The sequence below is a fragment of the Burkholderia crassaminum genome (genome assembly GCF_964265005.1).
GTDB lineage: Bacteria > Pseudomonadota > Gammaproteobacteria > Burkholderiales > Burkholderiaceae > Burkholderia.
In genome coordinates this window covers 2,101,419-2,117,356 of sequence record NZ_OZ183800.1, presented here as the reverse complement: position 1 = coordinate 2,117,356, position 15,938 = coordinate 2,101,419, and the positions used below count along the sequence as shown (strand labels likewise).

Below are 15,938 nucleotides of genomic sequence, written 5' to 3'. Positions count from 1 at the left end.
GCCGGAGCCGGCGCGCCAACCGAACGAAGACGGAGTGGACACGAGATGCTTCTGGGACGTACTGCAAGCGGTCTCTACTGGATGTACCGCTATATCGAGCGCGCGGAGAACATCGCGCGCATCGTCGATGCCGGGCTGCGGATGGCGCTCACGCGCACGTCCGACGCGCCGGCCGAATGGTCGTCGGTGCTCGTCAGCTCGGGCACGGATGAAGGCTACCGGCAGAAATACGATGCGTATGCGGCCGATACCGTGACCGACTACCTGCTGCGCGACCGCGACAACCCGTCGAGCGTGCTGGCGTGCATCGAGGCTGCGCGCTCGAACGCGCGGATGGTGCGCACGGCGCTCACGCGCGAGGCGTGGGAGAGCGTGAACGGCGCGTGGCTCTCGCTGCGCCGCGCGCTTGCGCAGCCGGTGCCGGAGAGCGAGTTGCCGGCCGTGCTCGACCAGGTGAAGCGCGAAACCGCGCTGATCCTCGGCAGCTTCTACAGCACGATGCTGCGCAACGAGATCTTCGATTTCGCGCAGATCGGCGCGTTCGTCGAGCGCGCGGACAACACCGCGCGGATCATCGACGTGAAATACCACCTGCTGCTGCCGTCGGTGTCGCACGTCGGCACGATCCTCGACAACTACCAGTGGGAGACCATCCTGCGTTGCGTCGCCGCGCACCGTTCGTACCGCTGGGTGTACGACGTGCAGTACAAGCCGATGAACATCGCCGACTACCTGATCCTGAACGGCCGCATGCCGCGTTCGCTGCGTTATTGCTACGGGCGCGTGGTGTCGAGCCTGAACCTGCTCGCGAAGGATTACGGCGTGACACATCCGTGTCACGACACGGCCGCGAAGATCCTGCAGATGCTGTCCGACACCTCGGTCGAGCGGATCTTCAAGAGCGGCCTGCACGAGTTCCTGACCGACTTCATCGGCCGCAACAACAGCCTCGGGCTCGAAATCGCCCAGGCCTACAACTTCGACTGAGACTTGCCATGCGACTCGCCATCCGACACATCTCGCGTTATCAGTTCGACGACCAAGCCACCCACGCACTGCAACGGCTGCGGCTGCGTCCGCAGTCGGGCCCCGGGCAGACGGTGCGCGCGTGGCAGGTCACGATCGACGGCGTCGAGCCGACGTTGTCCTATGCCGACGGGCTCGGCAACCGGATCGACCTCGTGCGGCACGACCGCGGCGCGAAGGCCGAGATCGTCGTCGTCGCGGCCGGCGTCGTCGAGACACAGGACCGCGCGGGCATTCTCGGCAATCCTGAAGGTTATGCGCCGCCGTGGATCTTCGAGCGCGAGACCGCGCTCACGAAGGCGGGCGACACGATTCGAGCGCTGACAGAAGCGCTGCCGATCGAGCCGCACAGCCTCGACGCGCTTCACTGGCTGATGACGGAAGTGCACGACCGCATCGCGTATGCGCCGAACCTGGCCGCCGACGCGCCCGTCGATGCGGAAACCGCGTTGCAAAGCGGCGAGGGCACGAGCCGCGACCATGCGCATGCGTTCATCGCGGCCGCGCGCGTACTGAAGATCCCCGCGCGCTATATCTCGGGCTACGTGCTGGCGGACAGCGCGATGCAGCGCATCGCCGATGCGAAGCAGAGCGTGGGCGACGTCGAAGAGGAGGAAGTGCTCGCGCTGCAGAGCGGCGAGGGCATGCAGCAGGTGCTCGGCGCGTCGCATGCCGCGCAGTCGCAGGGGCTGCCGCAACCGGCGCTCGGCGCGCAGCCGCAAGCAGCCGGGCTGATGCAGCAGCCGGCCGGCCATGCGTGGGCGGAGGCCTATGTCGAAGGGCTCGGCTGGGTCGGGTTCGATCCGTTCATGAATCGCTGCCCGGACGAGCGCTACGTGCGCATCGCGGTCGGCCTCGACTATCGCGACGCGCAGCCGGTGACGGGGCTCGGCGCGACGGCCGTGGGCGTCGAGATCAGCGTCGTGCAGACGCCCGAGCTCGTCTGACCCGACGCGCGCTTTCGCCGAATCCGCCAGGCCGGGCCGCCGTGTCGCATCCAGCGCGACGCGGCGCGCGGCCGGCCCAACCCGAACCGAGCTCCCATGTCCATCCACGTCGCGCTGCATCACACCACCCGCTATCGCTACGACCAGCTCGTCAACCTCGGCCCGCAGGTCGTGCGGCTGCGTCCCGCACCGCACTGCCGGACGCCGATCCTCGCGTATTCGATGACGGTCGAGCCCGCGCAGCACTTCATCAACTGGCAGCAGGACCCGTATTCGAACTATCTCGCGCGGCTCGTGTTTCCGGAGCGCACCGAGCACTTCGAGATCACGATCGATCTCGTCGCCGAGATGTCGGTGTACAACCCGTTCGACTTCTTCCTGGAGGCGAGCGCGGAGCAATACCCGTTCAGCTATGACGACGCGCTGAAGACCGAGCTCGCGCCGTATCTCGCGTGCGATCCGCAGACGAGCGCGTCGCAACTGTTCCGCACGTATCTCGACGGTGTCGACCTCACGCCGGCCGGCACCGTGAACTTCCTCGTCGCGCTGAACCAGCAATTGCAGCGCGATATCGGCTACCTCGTGCGGATGGAGCCGGGCGTGCAGACGCCCGAGCAGACACTCGAGCTGGCGTCCGGCTCGTGCCGCGACAGCGCATGGCTGCTCGTGCAGCTGTGCCGCCACCTCGGCATCGCCGCGCGTTTCGTGTCGGGCTACCTGATCCAGCTCACGCCCGACGTGAAGTCGCTCGACGGCCCGAGCGGCACGTCGGTCGACTTCACCGACCTGCACGCGTGGTGCGAGGTGTACCTGCCGGGTGCCGGCTGGATCGGCTTCGATCCGACTTCGGGCCTGCTCGCCGGCGAGGGCCACATTCCGCTGGCCTGCACGCCGCAGCCGACGAGCGCCGCGCCGGTCGAGGGGCTGATCGACGAGTGCGAGGTGTCTTTCGAGCACTTGATGTCCGTGACGCGCGTGTACGAATCGCCGCGCGTGACGAAGCCGTATACGGAATCGCAATGGGACGCCGTGCTGGCGCTCGGCACGCAGGTCGACGGCGCACTCGCGGCCGGCGACGTGCGGCTCACGCAGGGCGGCGAGCCGACCTTCGTGTCGATCGACGATCGCGACGGCGCCGAGTGGAACACCGACGCGCTCGGCCCGACCAAGCGCGGCTACGCGACCGAACTCGTGCAGCGGCTGCGCGCCGAATACGGCGACGGCGGCTTCCTGCATTTCGGGCAGGGCAAGTGGTATCCGGGCGAGCAGCTGCCGCGCTGGGCGCTGTCGATCTTCTGGCGCGCGGACGGCCAGCCCGTGTGGCACGATCCGTCGCTGTTCGCCGACGAGCGCGAGCCGTCCGCGTATACGACCGACGACGCGAAGCGCTTCATCGACGCGCTGGCCGCGCGGCTGAACCTGACCGGCGACTTCATCCTGCCCGGCTATGAGGACGTCTGGTACTACCTGTGGCGCGAACGCCGGCTGCCCGTCAACGTCGATCCGTTCGATTCGCGCCTCGACGACGAGCTCGAACGCGCGCGGCTGCGCAAGATCTTCGAGCAGCAACTCGACAGCGTGGTCGGCTACGTGTTGCCGGTCAAGCGCACGGACGACGAGCCGGGCCGCGATCGGCCGGGCCTCGACGGGCCGCGCTGGCAGACGGGCCCGTGGTTCTTCCGCGACGAGCGGATGTACCTCGTGCCCGGCGATTCGCCGATGGGCTATCGGCTGCCGCTCGATTCGCTGCCGTGGGCCAGCCGCGCCGACCATCCGTATCTCGTCGAGCGCGACCCGTTCGCGCCGCGCGCCGCGCTGCCGGAAGCCGCTGCGATCCGCGCGCGCTACGCGGGCCCGGCCGACGCGCCGCGCTACTTGTCTGGCGTGCATCGTGAAGCAGCCGCGCAGACCGTGATGCAGTTGCGCAACGACGGCACGGCGAGCGGGCGGGGTGCCTCGCCTGCGCAAGATCCGCAGCGTCCGCCCGAGCGCTTCGAATCGGCCGCGTGGATCACGCGCACCGCGCTGTGCGTCGAAGTGCGCAACGGCATCCTGTACCTGTTCATGCCGCCGCTTGCAGCACTCGAGGATTATCTCGAGCTGCTCGGCGCGATCGAGCTGACCGCGCACGCGCTGGGCGTGAAGCTCGTGCTCGAAGGTTATCCGCCGCCGCGCGACGCGCGGCTGAAGCTGCTGCAGGTGACGCCCGATCCCGGCGTGATCGAGGTGAATATCCATCCGGCGAGGAGCTTCGACGAGCTCGTCGATCAGACCGAATTCCTGTACGACGCCGCGTGGCAATCGCGGATGTGCAGCGAGAAGTTCATGGTCGACGGCCGCCACGTCGGCACGGGCGGCGGCAACCACTTCGTGCTCGGCGGCGCGACGCCGGCCGACAGCCCGTTCCTGCGCCGTCCGGACCTGCTCGCGAGCCTGATCGCGTACTGGCACAACCACCCGTCGCTGTCCTACCTGTTTTCCGGGCTGTTCATCGGGCCGACGAGCCAGGCGCCGCGCGTCGACGAGGCGCGCAACGACCAGCTCTACGAGCTCGACATCGCGTTCGCCGAGATCCAGCGCAACAAGCTGCTGTTCGGGCAGGGCATGCCGCCGTGGCTGGTCGACCGCGTGCTGCGCAACCTGCTGATCGACGTGACCGGCAACACGCACCGCAGCGAATTCTGTATCGACAAGCTGTATTCGCCCGACTCGTCGACCGGCCGGCTCGGCCTGCTCGAACTGCGCGCGTTCGAGATGCCGCCGCATGCGCGGATGAGCATCGTCCAGCAATTGCTGCTGCGCGCGCTGGTTGCGCGTTTCTGGGCCGCGCCGTACACGACGCCGCTCACGCGCTGGGGCACCGCGCTGCACGACCGCTTCATGCTTCCCGCGTTTCTTCAGATGGATTTCGACGACGTGCTGGCCGAACTGCGCGACGCCGGCTTCGCGTTCGATTCGGCGTGGTTCGCGCCGCACTTCGAATTCCGTTTCCCGCTGTTCGGCCAGATCGCCGTGAACGGCATGCAGCTGTCGCTGCGCGGCGCGCTGGAACCGTGGCACGTGATGGGCGAGGAGGGCTCGCCCGGCGGCACGGTGCGTTACGTCGATTCGTCGGTCGAACGGCTCGAAGTGCGCGTGACGGGGCTGAACGACAACCGGCACGTCGTGACGGTCAACGGCCGCGCGTTGCCGCTACAGCCGACGGGTACCGTCGGCGAATACGTCGCGGGCGTGCGCTACAAGGCGTGGTCGCCGCCGTCCGCGCTGCATCCGACCATCGGCGTGCATGCACCGCTCACGTTCGACATCGTCGATACGTGGCTGCAGCGCTCGCTCGGCGGCTGCCGCTATCACGTCACGCATCCGGGCGGCCGAAACTACGCGACGTTCCCGGTCAATGCCTACGAAGCCGAGAGCCGCCGGCTCGCACGCTTCGTCGAGATGGGGCATACGCCCGGGCGGATGGATGTTGCGGCTGCCGCGCCGAGCCGCGAATTCCCGTTCACGCTCGACTTGCGGCGGCCGTGACCGGACGATGACGAGACGGACGACGATGCGCGGTGCGCGATCTTCTCGCGAATGGGGCGATGGCGGCCCCGCCGGAATGCTAGGATGCGGGCAGATTGCGGCCGCGCGCCGCGGCCCGCCGCCGGTGTGGCGGCGCGCGTGCGCGGCCGCACCCTGAAGACGAAACGATACCGTGTCGCCCATTCAAACCGACCATCTCGCCGCCCCCGACGCGATGCCCACGCTTTTCGATACCGGCGCGCAGCCGGATGCCGCGGAACTGGCCGCCGCGCTCGCGGCGCCGGCGGCCGCCGGCCGCTACGACGAACTGCGCGGCAGCGCGGCCGGCCTGAACGCGCCTGCGCTCGCGCCCGCATGGCGCAGTTTCTTCACATCGATCGGCAGCGACGGCGTGGCCGACCTCGATCGCCGCGCCGACGCGCTGCACCGGCGCATGCGCGAGAACGGCCTGTTCTACCAGTTGCACGAGCAGCGCGCCGGCGACGGCGCGGCCGGCCCGTGGTCGCTCGACCTGCTGCCGCTGATCGTCACGCCCGAGGACTGGGTCACGATCGAGCGCGGCGTGCTGCAGCGCGTACGGCTGCTCAACGCGACGCTGGCCGACCTGTACGGGCCGCAGACGATCCTCGAGCGCGGGCTGCTGCCGCCCGCGCTCGTCACCGGGCACCCGGGCTACCTGCGCGCGATGCGCGGCGCGCGCGTGCCGGGCGATACCTGGCTGCACGTCGTCGCGTTCGATCTCGCGCGCGGCCCGGACGGGCAGTGGCGGATCGTCGCGCAGCACACGCAGGGCGCGGCCGGGCTCGGCTACCTGCTCGAAAACCGGCTGATCGTGTCGCGGCTCTTTCCGCGCGGGTTTCGCGGGCTGCGCGTGCAGCGGCTCGCGTCCGCGTACCGCGCGCTGCTGCAGAGCATGCAGGCGCTCAGCCCGGCCCGCAAGAATTCGCGGATCGTGCTGCTGACGCCGGGGCCGCACAGCGCGACGTATTTCGAGCATGCGTATCTCGCGCGCTACCTCGGCCTCACGCTCGTCGAAGGCGGTGACCTGACCGCGCGCGACAATCGCGTCTTCCTGAAAACGCTGGGCGGGCTCGAACCGGTGCACGGCATCCTGCGGCGCGTCGACGACGCGTGGCTCGATCCGCTCGAACTGCGGCCCGATTCGATGCTCGGCGTGCCGGGCCTGCTGCAGGCCGTGCGCGCGGGCAACGTGCTGCTCGCGAACGCGCCGGGCTCGGGCTTCCTCGAATCGCCCGCGATGCTCGGCTTCATGCCGCGTCTCGCGGAAGGGCTGCTCGGCGAAACGCTGACGCTGCCGGCCGTGCATTCGTGGTGGTGCGGCGAGGCGGCCGCGTGCGACGACGCGTTGCCGCAGCTCGCGCGCGGCATCGTGAAGGCATCCTATCCACCCGACGTGCAGGCCGGCGGCCCGTTCGAGCCGGTGATCGGTGCGCGGCTCACGCAGGCGCAGCTGGCCGAGTGGCGCGCGCGGATTCTCGCGCGGCCCGAGCACTACACGGTGCAGGCCGACCTGCCGCTGTCGCAGGCGCCGACCTGGCCGCGCCACGATGCGCCCGACGGCAACGGCGGCGCGCGCATCGTGCCGAAGCCGGTGCTGCTGCGCGTCTTCGCGCTCGCCGACGGTGCGCAGCGCTGGCGGCTCCTGCCGGGCGGTCTGTCACGGGTCGGCACGCGCGACACGCTGTTCAACGCGCCGATGCCGCGCGGCGGCAGCACCGTCGATACGTGGGTGATGACCGAGGGCATTGTCGATTCGACGACGCTGCTGCAGACGCATCTCGGCCCCGACGACCTCGTCGAGCGGCCGCGCGCGATCGCGAGCCGTGCTGCCGAGAACCTGTTCTGGCTCGGCCGTTACACCGAGCGCGCGACCAACCTGATGCGGCTCGCACGCGCGGCGCTCGAACGGCTGCGCGGCGAGGACGACGTCGATAGCCCCGCGCATCTGGAGCTGCTCGACACGCTGTGCCGCGACACGGGCCTGATCGAGGCCGACACGCCGAACGCCGTCGATGCGCCGCGCGCGTTCCAGCATGCGCTCGCGACGTCGCTGACGCGCGGTGCAGATCGCACGTCGGGCATTGCGTCGTGCCTGTTCGGGATGCGTGGCGCGGCTGCCGCGATCCGCGAACGGCTGTCGAGCGATCAATGGCGGCTGATCGACGACGCAACGCAACTGTTCGCGGACAGCGCCGGCCTTCCGGAAGCCGAGGAACAGATTGGCAACGAGGCGCTGCAGTTGCTGGAGCGTCTCGGCCTGCTGCTCGGCGCGATCACGGGCGCGCAGACCGACAACATGACGCGCGACGACGGCTGGCGGCTGCTGTCGATCGGCCGGCAGATCGACCGGCTGGACTTCCTGTGCAGCGTGCTGAAGTGCGCGTTCGACGAAGGCGCCGTACACCGGCAGGACGGCTTTGAACTCGTGCTGGAACTGTTCGACAGCACGATCACGTTCCGTTCGCGTTTCCAGCGCGGCTTCGATGTTGCGCCGCTGCTGTCGCTCGTCGTGCTCGATACCGACAATCCGCGTTCGCTCGGCTGGGTCGTGCAGGCGATGCGCGGCCGGCTCACGAAGGTCGAGCGCAGCGAAGGTTATGCGCTGTCCGAACTGGCCGAGACGATTCCCGACGTCCCCGCGTGGTCGCTGCACGAGCTGTGCGAAACCGCCGACGGTGGCCGCCACGACAAGCTCCTCGATGCACTCGACACGACGGTGAAGGCGGTCTGGGAACTGTCGAACCGGATCGGCGAGCGCTATTTCAGCCACGTGCGCGAGGCGGGCAGGACGTTATGGTGACGACGAAAGGCGTGGCGAAAGTGCCATCGGGTTCCGGCGATGTGCGGAAAGTACCGGCACCGGCATCGGCACGGGTACCGGCATCGACGTCGGCCGCGCCGGCCGGCGTTGCGCCGGGCCGGTTGCTGCGCGTCACGCACGACACCGAATACCGTTACGCGGCGCGCGTCGAATCGGCGCAGCACCAGGCACGCCTGCAACCGCTCGCTACGCCGCGCCAGCAAGTGCTGTCGTTCGCGCTCGACATCGATCCCGCGCCGGAATCGGTCGGTACCGAGATCGATGCATTCGGCAATGTGCGCGCATCGTTCGCGTTGAACCAGCCGCACGACGCGCTGCTCGTGCGCAGCCGCAGCACGGTACGGGTGACGCCGCCCGTGTTGTCGCGCGGTGCGCGCGGCGAGCCGCCGCCCGCCATCGCGAATCCCGACGCGAAACAGGCGACTGCGTGGGAAGCCGTGCGCGACCGCTTGCGGTTCAGCGCAGGGCAGCCTTACGATGCGGCGAGCGAATTCGTGTTCACGTCGCCGCATGTCGCGTGCGATCCCGAACTCGCCGCGTATGCGGCCGCGAGCTTCACACCGCAACGGCCGCTCGTGCAGGCTGCCTGGGACTTGATGCGGCGTGTGCATGCCGATTTTGCGTATACGCCGAACAGCACCGACATCACGACGTCGGCGCTTGATGCGCTGCGCTTGCGCAAGGGCGTCTGCCAGGATTTCGCGCACGTGATGATCGGCGCGCTGCGCTCGCTCGGGCTGGCCGCGCGTTACGTGAGCGGCTACCTGCTCACGCAGCCGCCGCCGGGGCAGCCGCGGCTGATCGGCGCCGACGCGTCGCATGCCTGGGTCGAGGTGTACGACCCGGCATGGCCCGAGGACAACGGCTGGCTGCAGCTCGATCCGACCAACGATCGCGCGCCGGGCGACGACTACGTGATGCTGTCGATCGGCCGCGACTACGCGGACGTGACGCCGCTGCGCGGAGTGATCCGCGGCGGCGGCGCGGATCAGGAGCTGAAGGTCGGCGTGACGGTGGAGCCGCTCGACGCGCCGTGACGCATGCCCGCGCGCATCGCCGTTTAAGTCTTCGTTAATACTCCACGCCTAGCATGGCCATGCCGGCGAACGGATCGGGCGCGATCCGGGGAACCGGCGGCACGCGCGGGTGCGCCGACGTCACGGCGCCGCACCGTCGCGCATCGCCATTCCCTTGCAACGGCGGCGGATCATGATCAAGAACTTCGACTACACGCTCGGCAGCGAGACGATTGCGCTCTGCGCGAGCTTCGGCGCGGGGCCGGCGTGGCGCCGCGTGCTCGTGAGCCGTGCGGATTCGATGGAGACGCTGGTGGTGCTCGATGCGCGCGGCCTGTCGGGCTTGCTGAAGGTGGCGACCGGAGCGCCGGAGGGGCTGCTCGACGACGCGATCCGCAAGGTCGGCGATGAGCAACTCGTCGAGCGGGCGATCAGCGGCAGGACGATCGTCGAAGCCGCGCTTTGATCGCGCGATGCGGCGCGGCGCAGCGTGTGCCGGCAGGCATGGCCGCACGCGGCGCATCGCATCGCGTTGTGTCGATTACTCGGCGAACCGGTCCGTGGCCGCGACCAGCGCCTCCAGGATCCCCGGCTCGTTGTACGCATGCCCGGCACCGGGCACGATCTCGAACGTCGCATCCGGCCAGGCCTTCGACAAGTCCCATGCGGTGCGAGCGGGCGTCGCAACGTCATAGCGGCCTTGCACGATCACGCCCGGAATGCCGGCGAGGCGATGCGCGTCGCGCAGCAACTGGCCTTCCTCGACGAAACCCTGGTTCACGAAGTAGTGATTCTCGATCCGCGCGAACGCAAGTGCGTAGTGGCCGTCAGCGAAGTGCGCGGCGAGTGCGGGGTCGGGCAGCAGCGTGATCGTGCGGCCTTCCCAGATGCTCCACGCGCGCGCGGCTTCGAGCTTCGCGGCTTCGTCATTGCCGGTCAGCCGGCGATGGTAGGCGGCCATCAGGTTGCCGCGCTCGGCTTCCGGAATCGGTGCAACGAACGCCTCCCACAGGTCGGGGAACAGCCACGACGCGCCTTCCTGGTAGTACCACAGCAATTCCGCGCGACGCATCGTGAAGATGCCGCGCACGACCAGCGCGCTCACGCGCTCGGGGTGCGTTTCCGCATACGCGATCGACAGCGCGCTGCCCCACGAGCCGCCAAACACGAGCCACTTTTCCGCGCCGACCATCTCGCGCAGGCGTTCGATGTCGGCGACCAGATGCCACGTCGTGTTGTTCTCGAGGCTCGCATGCGGCGTCGAGCGCCCGCAGCCGCGCTGGTCGAACAGCAGGATGTCGTAACGCTCCGGATCGAACAGGCGACGATGGTCGGGGCTGCAGCCGGCGCCGGGGCCGCCGTGCAGGAACACGGCGGGCTTGCCGGCCGGGTTGCCGCAGCGCTCCCAGTAGATGTGGTGGCCGTCGCCGGTGTCGAGATGGCCGTGGGCGTAGGGTTCGATCGGTGGGTACACGAGGCAGGCTCCGGGTGAGGGTCGACAGGAGGCGGACGAGCGGGCCGGTGTGCGGGCGGGGCACGGTACGACGGATATTGCGGCGCCGCAAAAACTCGTTGCGTAGGCATCGGCCGGCCGCCGCCGGACAAGGCTTGTCATTATGCCCATTCGCCGCTGCGGATGTCGGCCCGCAACGGTGCGCGCCGTCGTCGGTGTTCGCGCCGGGATTTTTGAAGCAATTTCATTTCGATATTTTTCATACAAAATCCCGGCGGCATATCGGCGTGCCGAAGCGGGGGGCGCCGGCTTGCTGCCCATCCACCGTGCCAACGGAAACCAGCCGATGAACCATCGCGTCACGCAGTTGACCGGGTTGCGCGCCGTCGCGGTCGCGATGGTTGTGGTCGGACACGCCGAACACGTGCTGCCCGGCGGCTACACGGGCTGGTACGCGCCGTTGCGGCTGATCGCCGACGGCCGGCTCGGCGTGCTGATCTTCTTCGTCCTCAGCGGCTTCCTGATCACCAACGTGTTGCGCGCCGAGTTCGCGCGCACGGGCGGCATCGCGCTGACGTCGTTCTACGTGCGTCGCGCGCTGCGGATCTGGCCGGCCTGCTACGTCTATCTTGCGGCGGTCGCGATCGTGGCCTTCGTCGGCTGGTTCGACGTCGATCGCCGGCAGTGGCTGTATGCGGCGCTGCACCTGTGGAATTATTCGGCGTGGTTCGGGCTGACCGGCGACAACACGTTGCATCCTGACGGCGCGTGGTATCTCGGCCATTTCTGGTCGCTCGCGCTCGAGGAACAGTTCTACTGGTTCTGGCCGCTGCTGTTCGTGTTCGGCATACGGCGTGCCGGCACGCGCTGGCTGGCCGTGTTGATCCTGATCGTGCCGCTGGTGCGCGCCGTCACGTATTTCGTGGCGCCGGCGCTGCGCGGGCAACTCGGGATGATGCTTCACACGGGTGTCGATCCGATCCTGATCGGCTGTTATGCGTCGCTCAACCGCGAACGGCTCGAAGCGTGGATCGGCTCGTGGCGAGGCGAGGCGCGTATCGTGACGGCGATCGTCGTCGTCGTGCTGATCGGCGGCCCGCTCGCCGAACACCGGCTCGGTGGCTTCTGGAATGCGACGTACGGTGTGACGCTCGAAGCCGCGCTGATTGCGATCGTGATCGTTGTGTTGAATTTCCGCAGCGAATTCTGGTGTGCGCGTTGGTTGCGCGCGCAGCCTGTCGTGTTCGTCGGCACGATTTCGTTCAGCCTCTATCTGTGGCAGCAGCCGTTCGCGAATCCGGATCTACAGGTGCCTCATGCGTTTCCGCTCGGGATCGTGTGGGCGCTGTTGGCCGCAACGGCTAGCTACTTTCTCGTCGAGAAGCCGTTCCTGCGGCTGAAGGACCGGTATTCGGCACGCGAGGCGCGACGTGCACGTGACGACGCGCTGCGGATGCCGGCGTCGGGCGAGGCGATCGGAGCGAAGGTGGCGGAGTAGGCGGGTGGGGCGGCCCGCCGTGGTTTTACTTGAAGCGCTTCATCGCGGCAGGCGAATACCAGAAGTTCCGGAACATATCGATCCCGTACGTTTTGCCGTCGTAGTGGACGATCGTCCGTGCGGTGCGCTTGCCCGTATCCGAGTATTCACGGTCCTTGCGCTGCGACTTGGTGATGTGTGCGGTGATCGACAGGTCTGCGAAGCCGTGGCTCGATGTTTTCTCGACGGCGATCGTCATGCGTGCATCTTCACTGCTCGCGTCGCCGACGCCGGGGCCGCAGGCTTCGCCTTCGACACTGACCCATCCGTAGAGATTGGTGCCGAACACCGGACGGATGCGGTTGCCTTCGCGCACCCATAGCGTCAGCTCTTCGCTGGCGTCTGCATCGGGGCAGCTCGCCCCGCGCGCGCTGCTCGTGAACACGATGCCGAATGCGCGCACGTCAGGCGACAGCCGGTACGGTGCCGTATCGATGCGATAGCTGTTCTCGTCGATCTGTATCGCCGCATCTTCCTGGATCACCGACTTTTCGGCCGCCACGACCTTGCCGCCTTCAACGAGCGCGACGACCTGCAGCTTGTCGCTTTCGTCCGGGTTCTTGCTTTTGGGAAGCGAGTCGAATGCAACGGCCGCGATCGTCGTTTCGGGCGCATTCGGCATGACCTTGCATGCCGACGCGACGACGAGCCGGTCCGCGTCACGTGTGGCGATGCGGGCGCTCGCGATGCCTGCCCAGCGGGCGACGGCAGTTACGGTATCGTCGCCGCAAGGCTGGTTGTCGGCAGCCTGAACGGCGGAGGCGGCGACGAGCGCCAGCAGCGGGGCGAAACGAAGGATTCTCATAGTCGAAAGGTTCTTCATTGATGCAGGGGATGTCGCTTGCCGACCCGCAAGGGACGGTTGCAGTTTCCAGTATCGGCCATTCAAAGTTCAATCGGATGGGTCATCGAGACTAGGAGGCCATTGCTGTAACAATCGGCTGATAATAGCCAGTGACAGTTGGTGAGAGGACCTGTACGTCGTTGAACCCGACCTGAGCGGCGAGAGTCGCCACCTCCCCGGGCGTGATAGCTCGATAGTGACCGATGAAATGGCTCGACTGCCAGTCGAGACTGTTCGTCTGGCAGGTGATGTACAAGTGAACTGTGTAACGTCGAGCGTCGTGCCAGTCCCAGACCTGATGCACAATGCGGCGAAGGCCGTTGTCCATAAAAAGTGACGGCGGTAGCACAATCGGTCGCTGCGTCATCAACGGTCCGTAGTCCCTCAAGCTAACAAACACCTTGCCCCGCGCTCGCAGGCTCCTGAGCATCGCCGACAGTGCTTTGGCGACATCCTCGTCGCTATCCAGGTGTGGAATGGCGTTGTCGAAAGCCACAACCGCGCCGTAATGCCGTGCCTTGCACGTGGCGAGCAGCCTCATGTCATCCACGCGAAATTCAACGTCCAGATTTCGCTGAGCAGCCTCCCGTGCCGCCCGTTCGACTTCTGTCTGCGATATATCCGTGCCCTCAACGTCATACCCCTCGCTTGCGAAACCCAACGCTTGAGTACCGATTCCGCACGCGCAATCGAGGATTGTGCCAAGAGAACCGGGCGCACACATGAGCGGTGCCAATACAGTCTTTTGACGCTCGATAGCCTTATCCCAATTGTCGAAAATCAGGTGATAAGAGGATGCCATATCGTCATAGAAGCTCTCTGCGGATTGACACATGGAGCGCCTGAAAAATGCGGTAGGTACTTGATTGTCTGCGATGCATGGGTGCTAGTCGAGTGGCTGAAGCTGGCCGTTCAGCGACCACCGTGCTGCCGGTCCCCCTGTTCGCCAAGGAGCAGTCGTATCCGCTCACGGCATTCTCAATTCCACACGCTGCTTGATCGCAGCATTCATCGCCAGAAAGTTTCTCCGAGTGTCCTCGATTACGTCCTTGGTCAGCCGCCCGACAAGCAAACCAGAAAATCGCTCCGTTTGTTCGAGATGGGTGCCCCCTGTTACGGCTGTCAGGTGAATGCAATGCGTCCCGTCGAAGATGCCTCGAAACCATACGCTGCCACGCCAGCAAAGATCACGATTCGGGCGGACAAGCAGGACAGTCGGCTTGAGGACCATCGATTCCGATCCATTACCTAGAACGATGCGAATCGTCGCACCTTCCCTGAAATCACCGTCAACCCGGGTAATGAATGTATTCCAGTCCGAATATGCGGCGCTATTCGATACGACTTCCCAGACATCGGCTGGTGGTCGATTGATAAGAATGTCAGCATGCACGCTCCTGTCGTCGTGCAGGGCGTAAAGAACTCCGATTACGCTGATTAGACTCGCGAAGCTGCCTTTCAGCAGTAATCTCGATACGCGCATATTCGCCTCGGTCCCCGTTCGAATGCAATGACTGCTCGGAGATTGTCGACGATGTCCACATCGATGTCGAATGACTGGAAGTGGCCGATTGCCGCCCGACGCGGTCGGCCGTGGTCGACCTGCGGCCGACGTATGCGAGTGGCGACCTCCAATTTTTTTCAGTCACCCGGTTTCTCGCAAAGCGACCATTCAGCGGCGAAGACTCCAAGTCAGCGCAGCGTGTACCATGCACATTCTCAAACATGCGGTGGTTCACGATGAAAAGCCTTCTAGTCGCTTCAGGTCGTGCCAAGCTGGCAACGGAAGTCTTCGGAAGCGGAGAACCGATTGTATTTTTGCACGCGCGGGTCGCGGACCGCCGGATGTGGGGCCATCAGATTCGCGAAATTGGCGCTGGCAACCAAGCTATCGCCTATGATCGACGTGGATTTGGCGAAACAGTTGCCGAGGCAGAGGACCACTCTGCCGTTGAAGATTTGATTGCCGTTCTCCAATCGGTGGCAGGTGGATCTCCTGCAATACTCGTTGCCTGCTCTCAAGGTGGAGGCATAGCCCTCGACGCCGCTCTTCGGTATCCGTCGTATGTTCGCGGTCTCGTTCTTGTCGCGCCGAGTGTGACAGGTGCGCCCAAAATGACTCATGCAGCGCGGGTTGAAGATTTGGTCACCCGTTTGGCGGCGGCAGAAGCGAGGAAAGATATTGAAGAGGCCGTCGCCATTCGAGCGACGCTCTGGCTTGACGGTCCGTTTCAACCTGAGGGGCGTGTGACGGGTGAAGCTCGCAAACTGTTTGACGAGATGAACGTTGCCGCTCTCGGTTTGCCGCCGACGGGCACGAACACTGATGCACCGGTCGCTTACGGACGGTTGGGCGAACTATTAGTACCGACGCTGGTGATGTGTGGGGATCTCGACCTTCCCGGAATTCAGGAGCGAAGTCGTTACGTTGCGTCTAACGTATCCCGCGGGACGTTCCACCAGATATCAGGAACCGCACATTTGCCGTCCCTCGAACGGCCACAGGAGCTTACGAGCGTGATCGCGGGTTTCATCAATCAAGGTAAAGCTCTGCAATAGCGGGGAGGCGAAGCGCTAACGAGGATTTTCCTGTGGAGCATGAAGTGATTGTCGACGATCCGGACGGTGTCATCGAGTGCCCCCTCACGAATGCCGGTACCTCGCCCAGCGTTTCCAGGAAATCCGCAAAGAATAAAAAAAGGCCCTTGCGAGAAGGGCCTTTCATAGACGAAGGTACGAGCAACG

The 15,938-nt window shown here is 66.3% G+C and carries 12 protein-coding genes; 8 read left to right on the top strand and 4 right to left on the bottom strand.

Annotation, left to right across the window (positions count from 1 at the left end; all coding sequences use genetic code 11):
- Window positions 1-45: 45 nt before the first annotated feature.
- The 6 genes from ACPTTF_RS26485 to ACPTTF_RS26460 all read left to right on the top strand — a co-directional run bounded on the left by ACPTTF_RS26485 (window position 46) and on the right by ACPTTF_RS26460 (window position 9,825).
- On the top strand, window positions 46-987 hold the full coding sequence (locus ACPTTF_RS26485) for an alpha-E domain-containing protein (RefSeq protein ID WP_423368852.1): 942 nt from the start codon (window positions 46-48) through the stop codon (window positions 985-987).
- 8 nt (window positions 988-995) lie between these two features.
- Window positions 996-1,973, top strand: coding sequence for a transglutaminase family protein (locus ACPTTF_RS26480; RefSeq protein ID WP_423368851.1), 978 nt, complete (start codon window positions 996-998; stop codon window positions 1,971-1,973).
- A gap of 96 nt (window positions 1,974-2,069) precedes the next feature.
- A complete protein-coding gene (locus ACPTTF_RS26475; protein ID WP_423368850.1) occupies window positions 2,070-5,501 on the top strand; it encodes a DUF2126 domain-containing protein in 3,432 nt (1,143 codons plus the stop codon).
- 214 nt (window positions 5,502-5,715) lie between these two features.
- Window positions 5,716-8,322, top strand: coding sequence for a circularly permuted type 2 ATP-grasp protein (locus ACPTTF_RS26470; RefSeq protein WP_423369885.1), 2,607 nt, complete (start codon window positions 5,716-5,718; stop codon window positions 8,320-8,322).
- Window positions 8,316-9,380, top strand: coding sequence for a transglutaminase family protein (locus ACPTTF_RS26465; protein ID WP_423368849.1), 1,065 nt, complete (start codon window positions 8,316-8,318; stop codon window positions 9,378-9,380). The genes ACPTTF_RS26470 and ACPTTF_RS26465 overlap by 7 nt, the downstream gene beginning before the upstream one ends.
- 172 nt (window positions 9,381-9,552) lie before the next feature.
- The gene (locus ACPTTF_RS26460) at window positions 9,553-9,825 is read left to right on the top strand and encodes a hypothetical protein (protein WP_166953281.1); all 273 of its coding nucleotides are present in this window, start codon (window positions 9,553-9,555) and stop codon (window positions 9,823-9,825) included.
- Between the two features lie 75 nt (window positions 9,826-9,900).
- Here the strand turns inward: ACPTTF_RS26460 and pip are convergent, their stop codons facing one another.
- A complete protein-coding gene (pip, locus tag ACPTTF_RS26455) occupies window positions 9,901-10,833 on the bottom strand; it encodes a prolyl aminopeptidase (protein ID WP_423368848.1) in 933 nt (310 codons plus the stop codon).
- A 325-nt stretch (window positions 10,834-11,158) separates the two neighbouring features.
- On the opposite strand from pip, the gene ACPTTF_RS26450 reads away from it, so the two are divergent.
- Window positions 11,159-12,310 carry an acyltransferase family protein gene (locus ACPTTF_RS26450; protein ID WP_423368847.1) on the top strand — a complete coding sequence of 384 codons (1,152 nt, stop codon included), beginning with the start codon at window positions 11,159-11,161 and terminating at the stop codon, window positions 12,308-12,310.
- A gap of 25 nt (window positions 12,311-12,335) precedes the next feature.
- Here ACPTTF_RS26450 and ACPTTF_RS26445 read toward each other — a convergent pair whose 3' ends face one another.
- The 3 genes from ACPTTF_RS26445 to ACPTTF_RS26435 all read right to left on the bottom strand — a co-directional run bounded on the left by ACPTTF_RS26445 (window position 12,336) and on the right by ACPTTF_RS26435 (window position 14,586).
- Window positions 12,336-13,154, bottom strand: a complete 819-nt coding sequence (locus tag ACPTTF_RS26445) for a multidrug ABC transporter ATPase (RefSeq protein WP_423368846.1) — start codon at window positions 13,152-13,154, stop codon at window positions 12,336-12,338.
- Window positions 13,155-13,263: 109 nt separating this feature from the next.
- A complete protein-coding gene (locus ACPTTF_RS26440) occupies window positions 13,264-14,028 on the bottom strand; it encodes a class I SAM-dependent methyltransferase (protein WP_423368845.1) in 765 nt (254 codons plus the stop codon).
- 132 nt (window positions 14,029-14,160) lie between these two features.
- Entirely contained in the window at window positions 14,161-14,586 is a 426-nt protein-coding gene (locus ACPTTF_RS26435; RefSeq protein WP_423368844.1) for an SRPBCC family protein, read from the bottom strand.
- 347 nt (window positions 14,587-14,933) lie between these two features.
- On the opposite strand from ACPTTF_RS26435, the gene ACPTTF_RS26430 reads away from it, so the two are divergent.
- Window positions 14,934-15,752 (top strand): alpha/beta fold hydrolase, encoded by an 819-nt coding sequence (locus tag ACPTTF_RS26430; RefSeq protein WP_423368843.1) that lies wholly within the window; start codon window positions 14,934-14,936, stop codon window positions 15,750-15,752.
- Window positions 15,753-15,938: the final 186 nt, after the last annotated feature.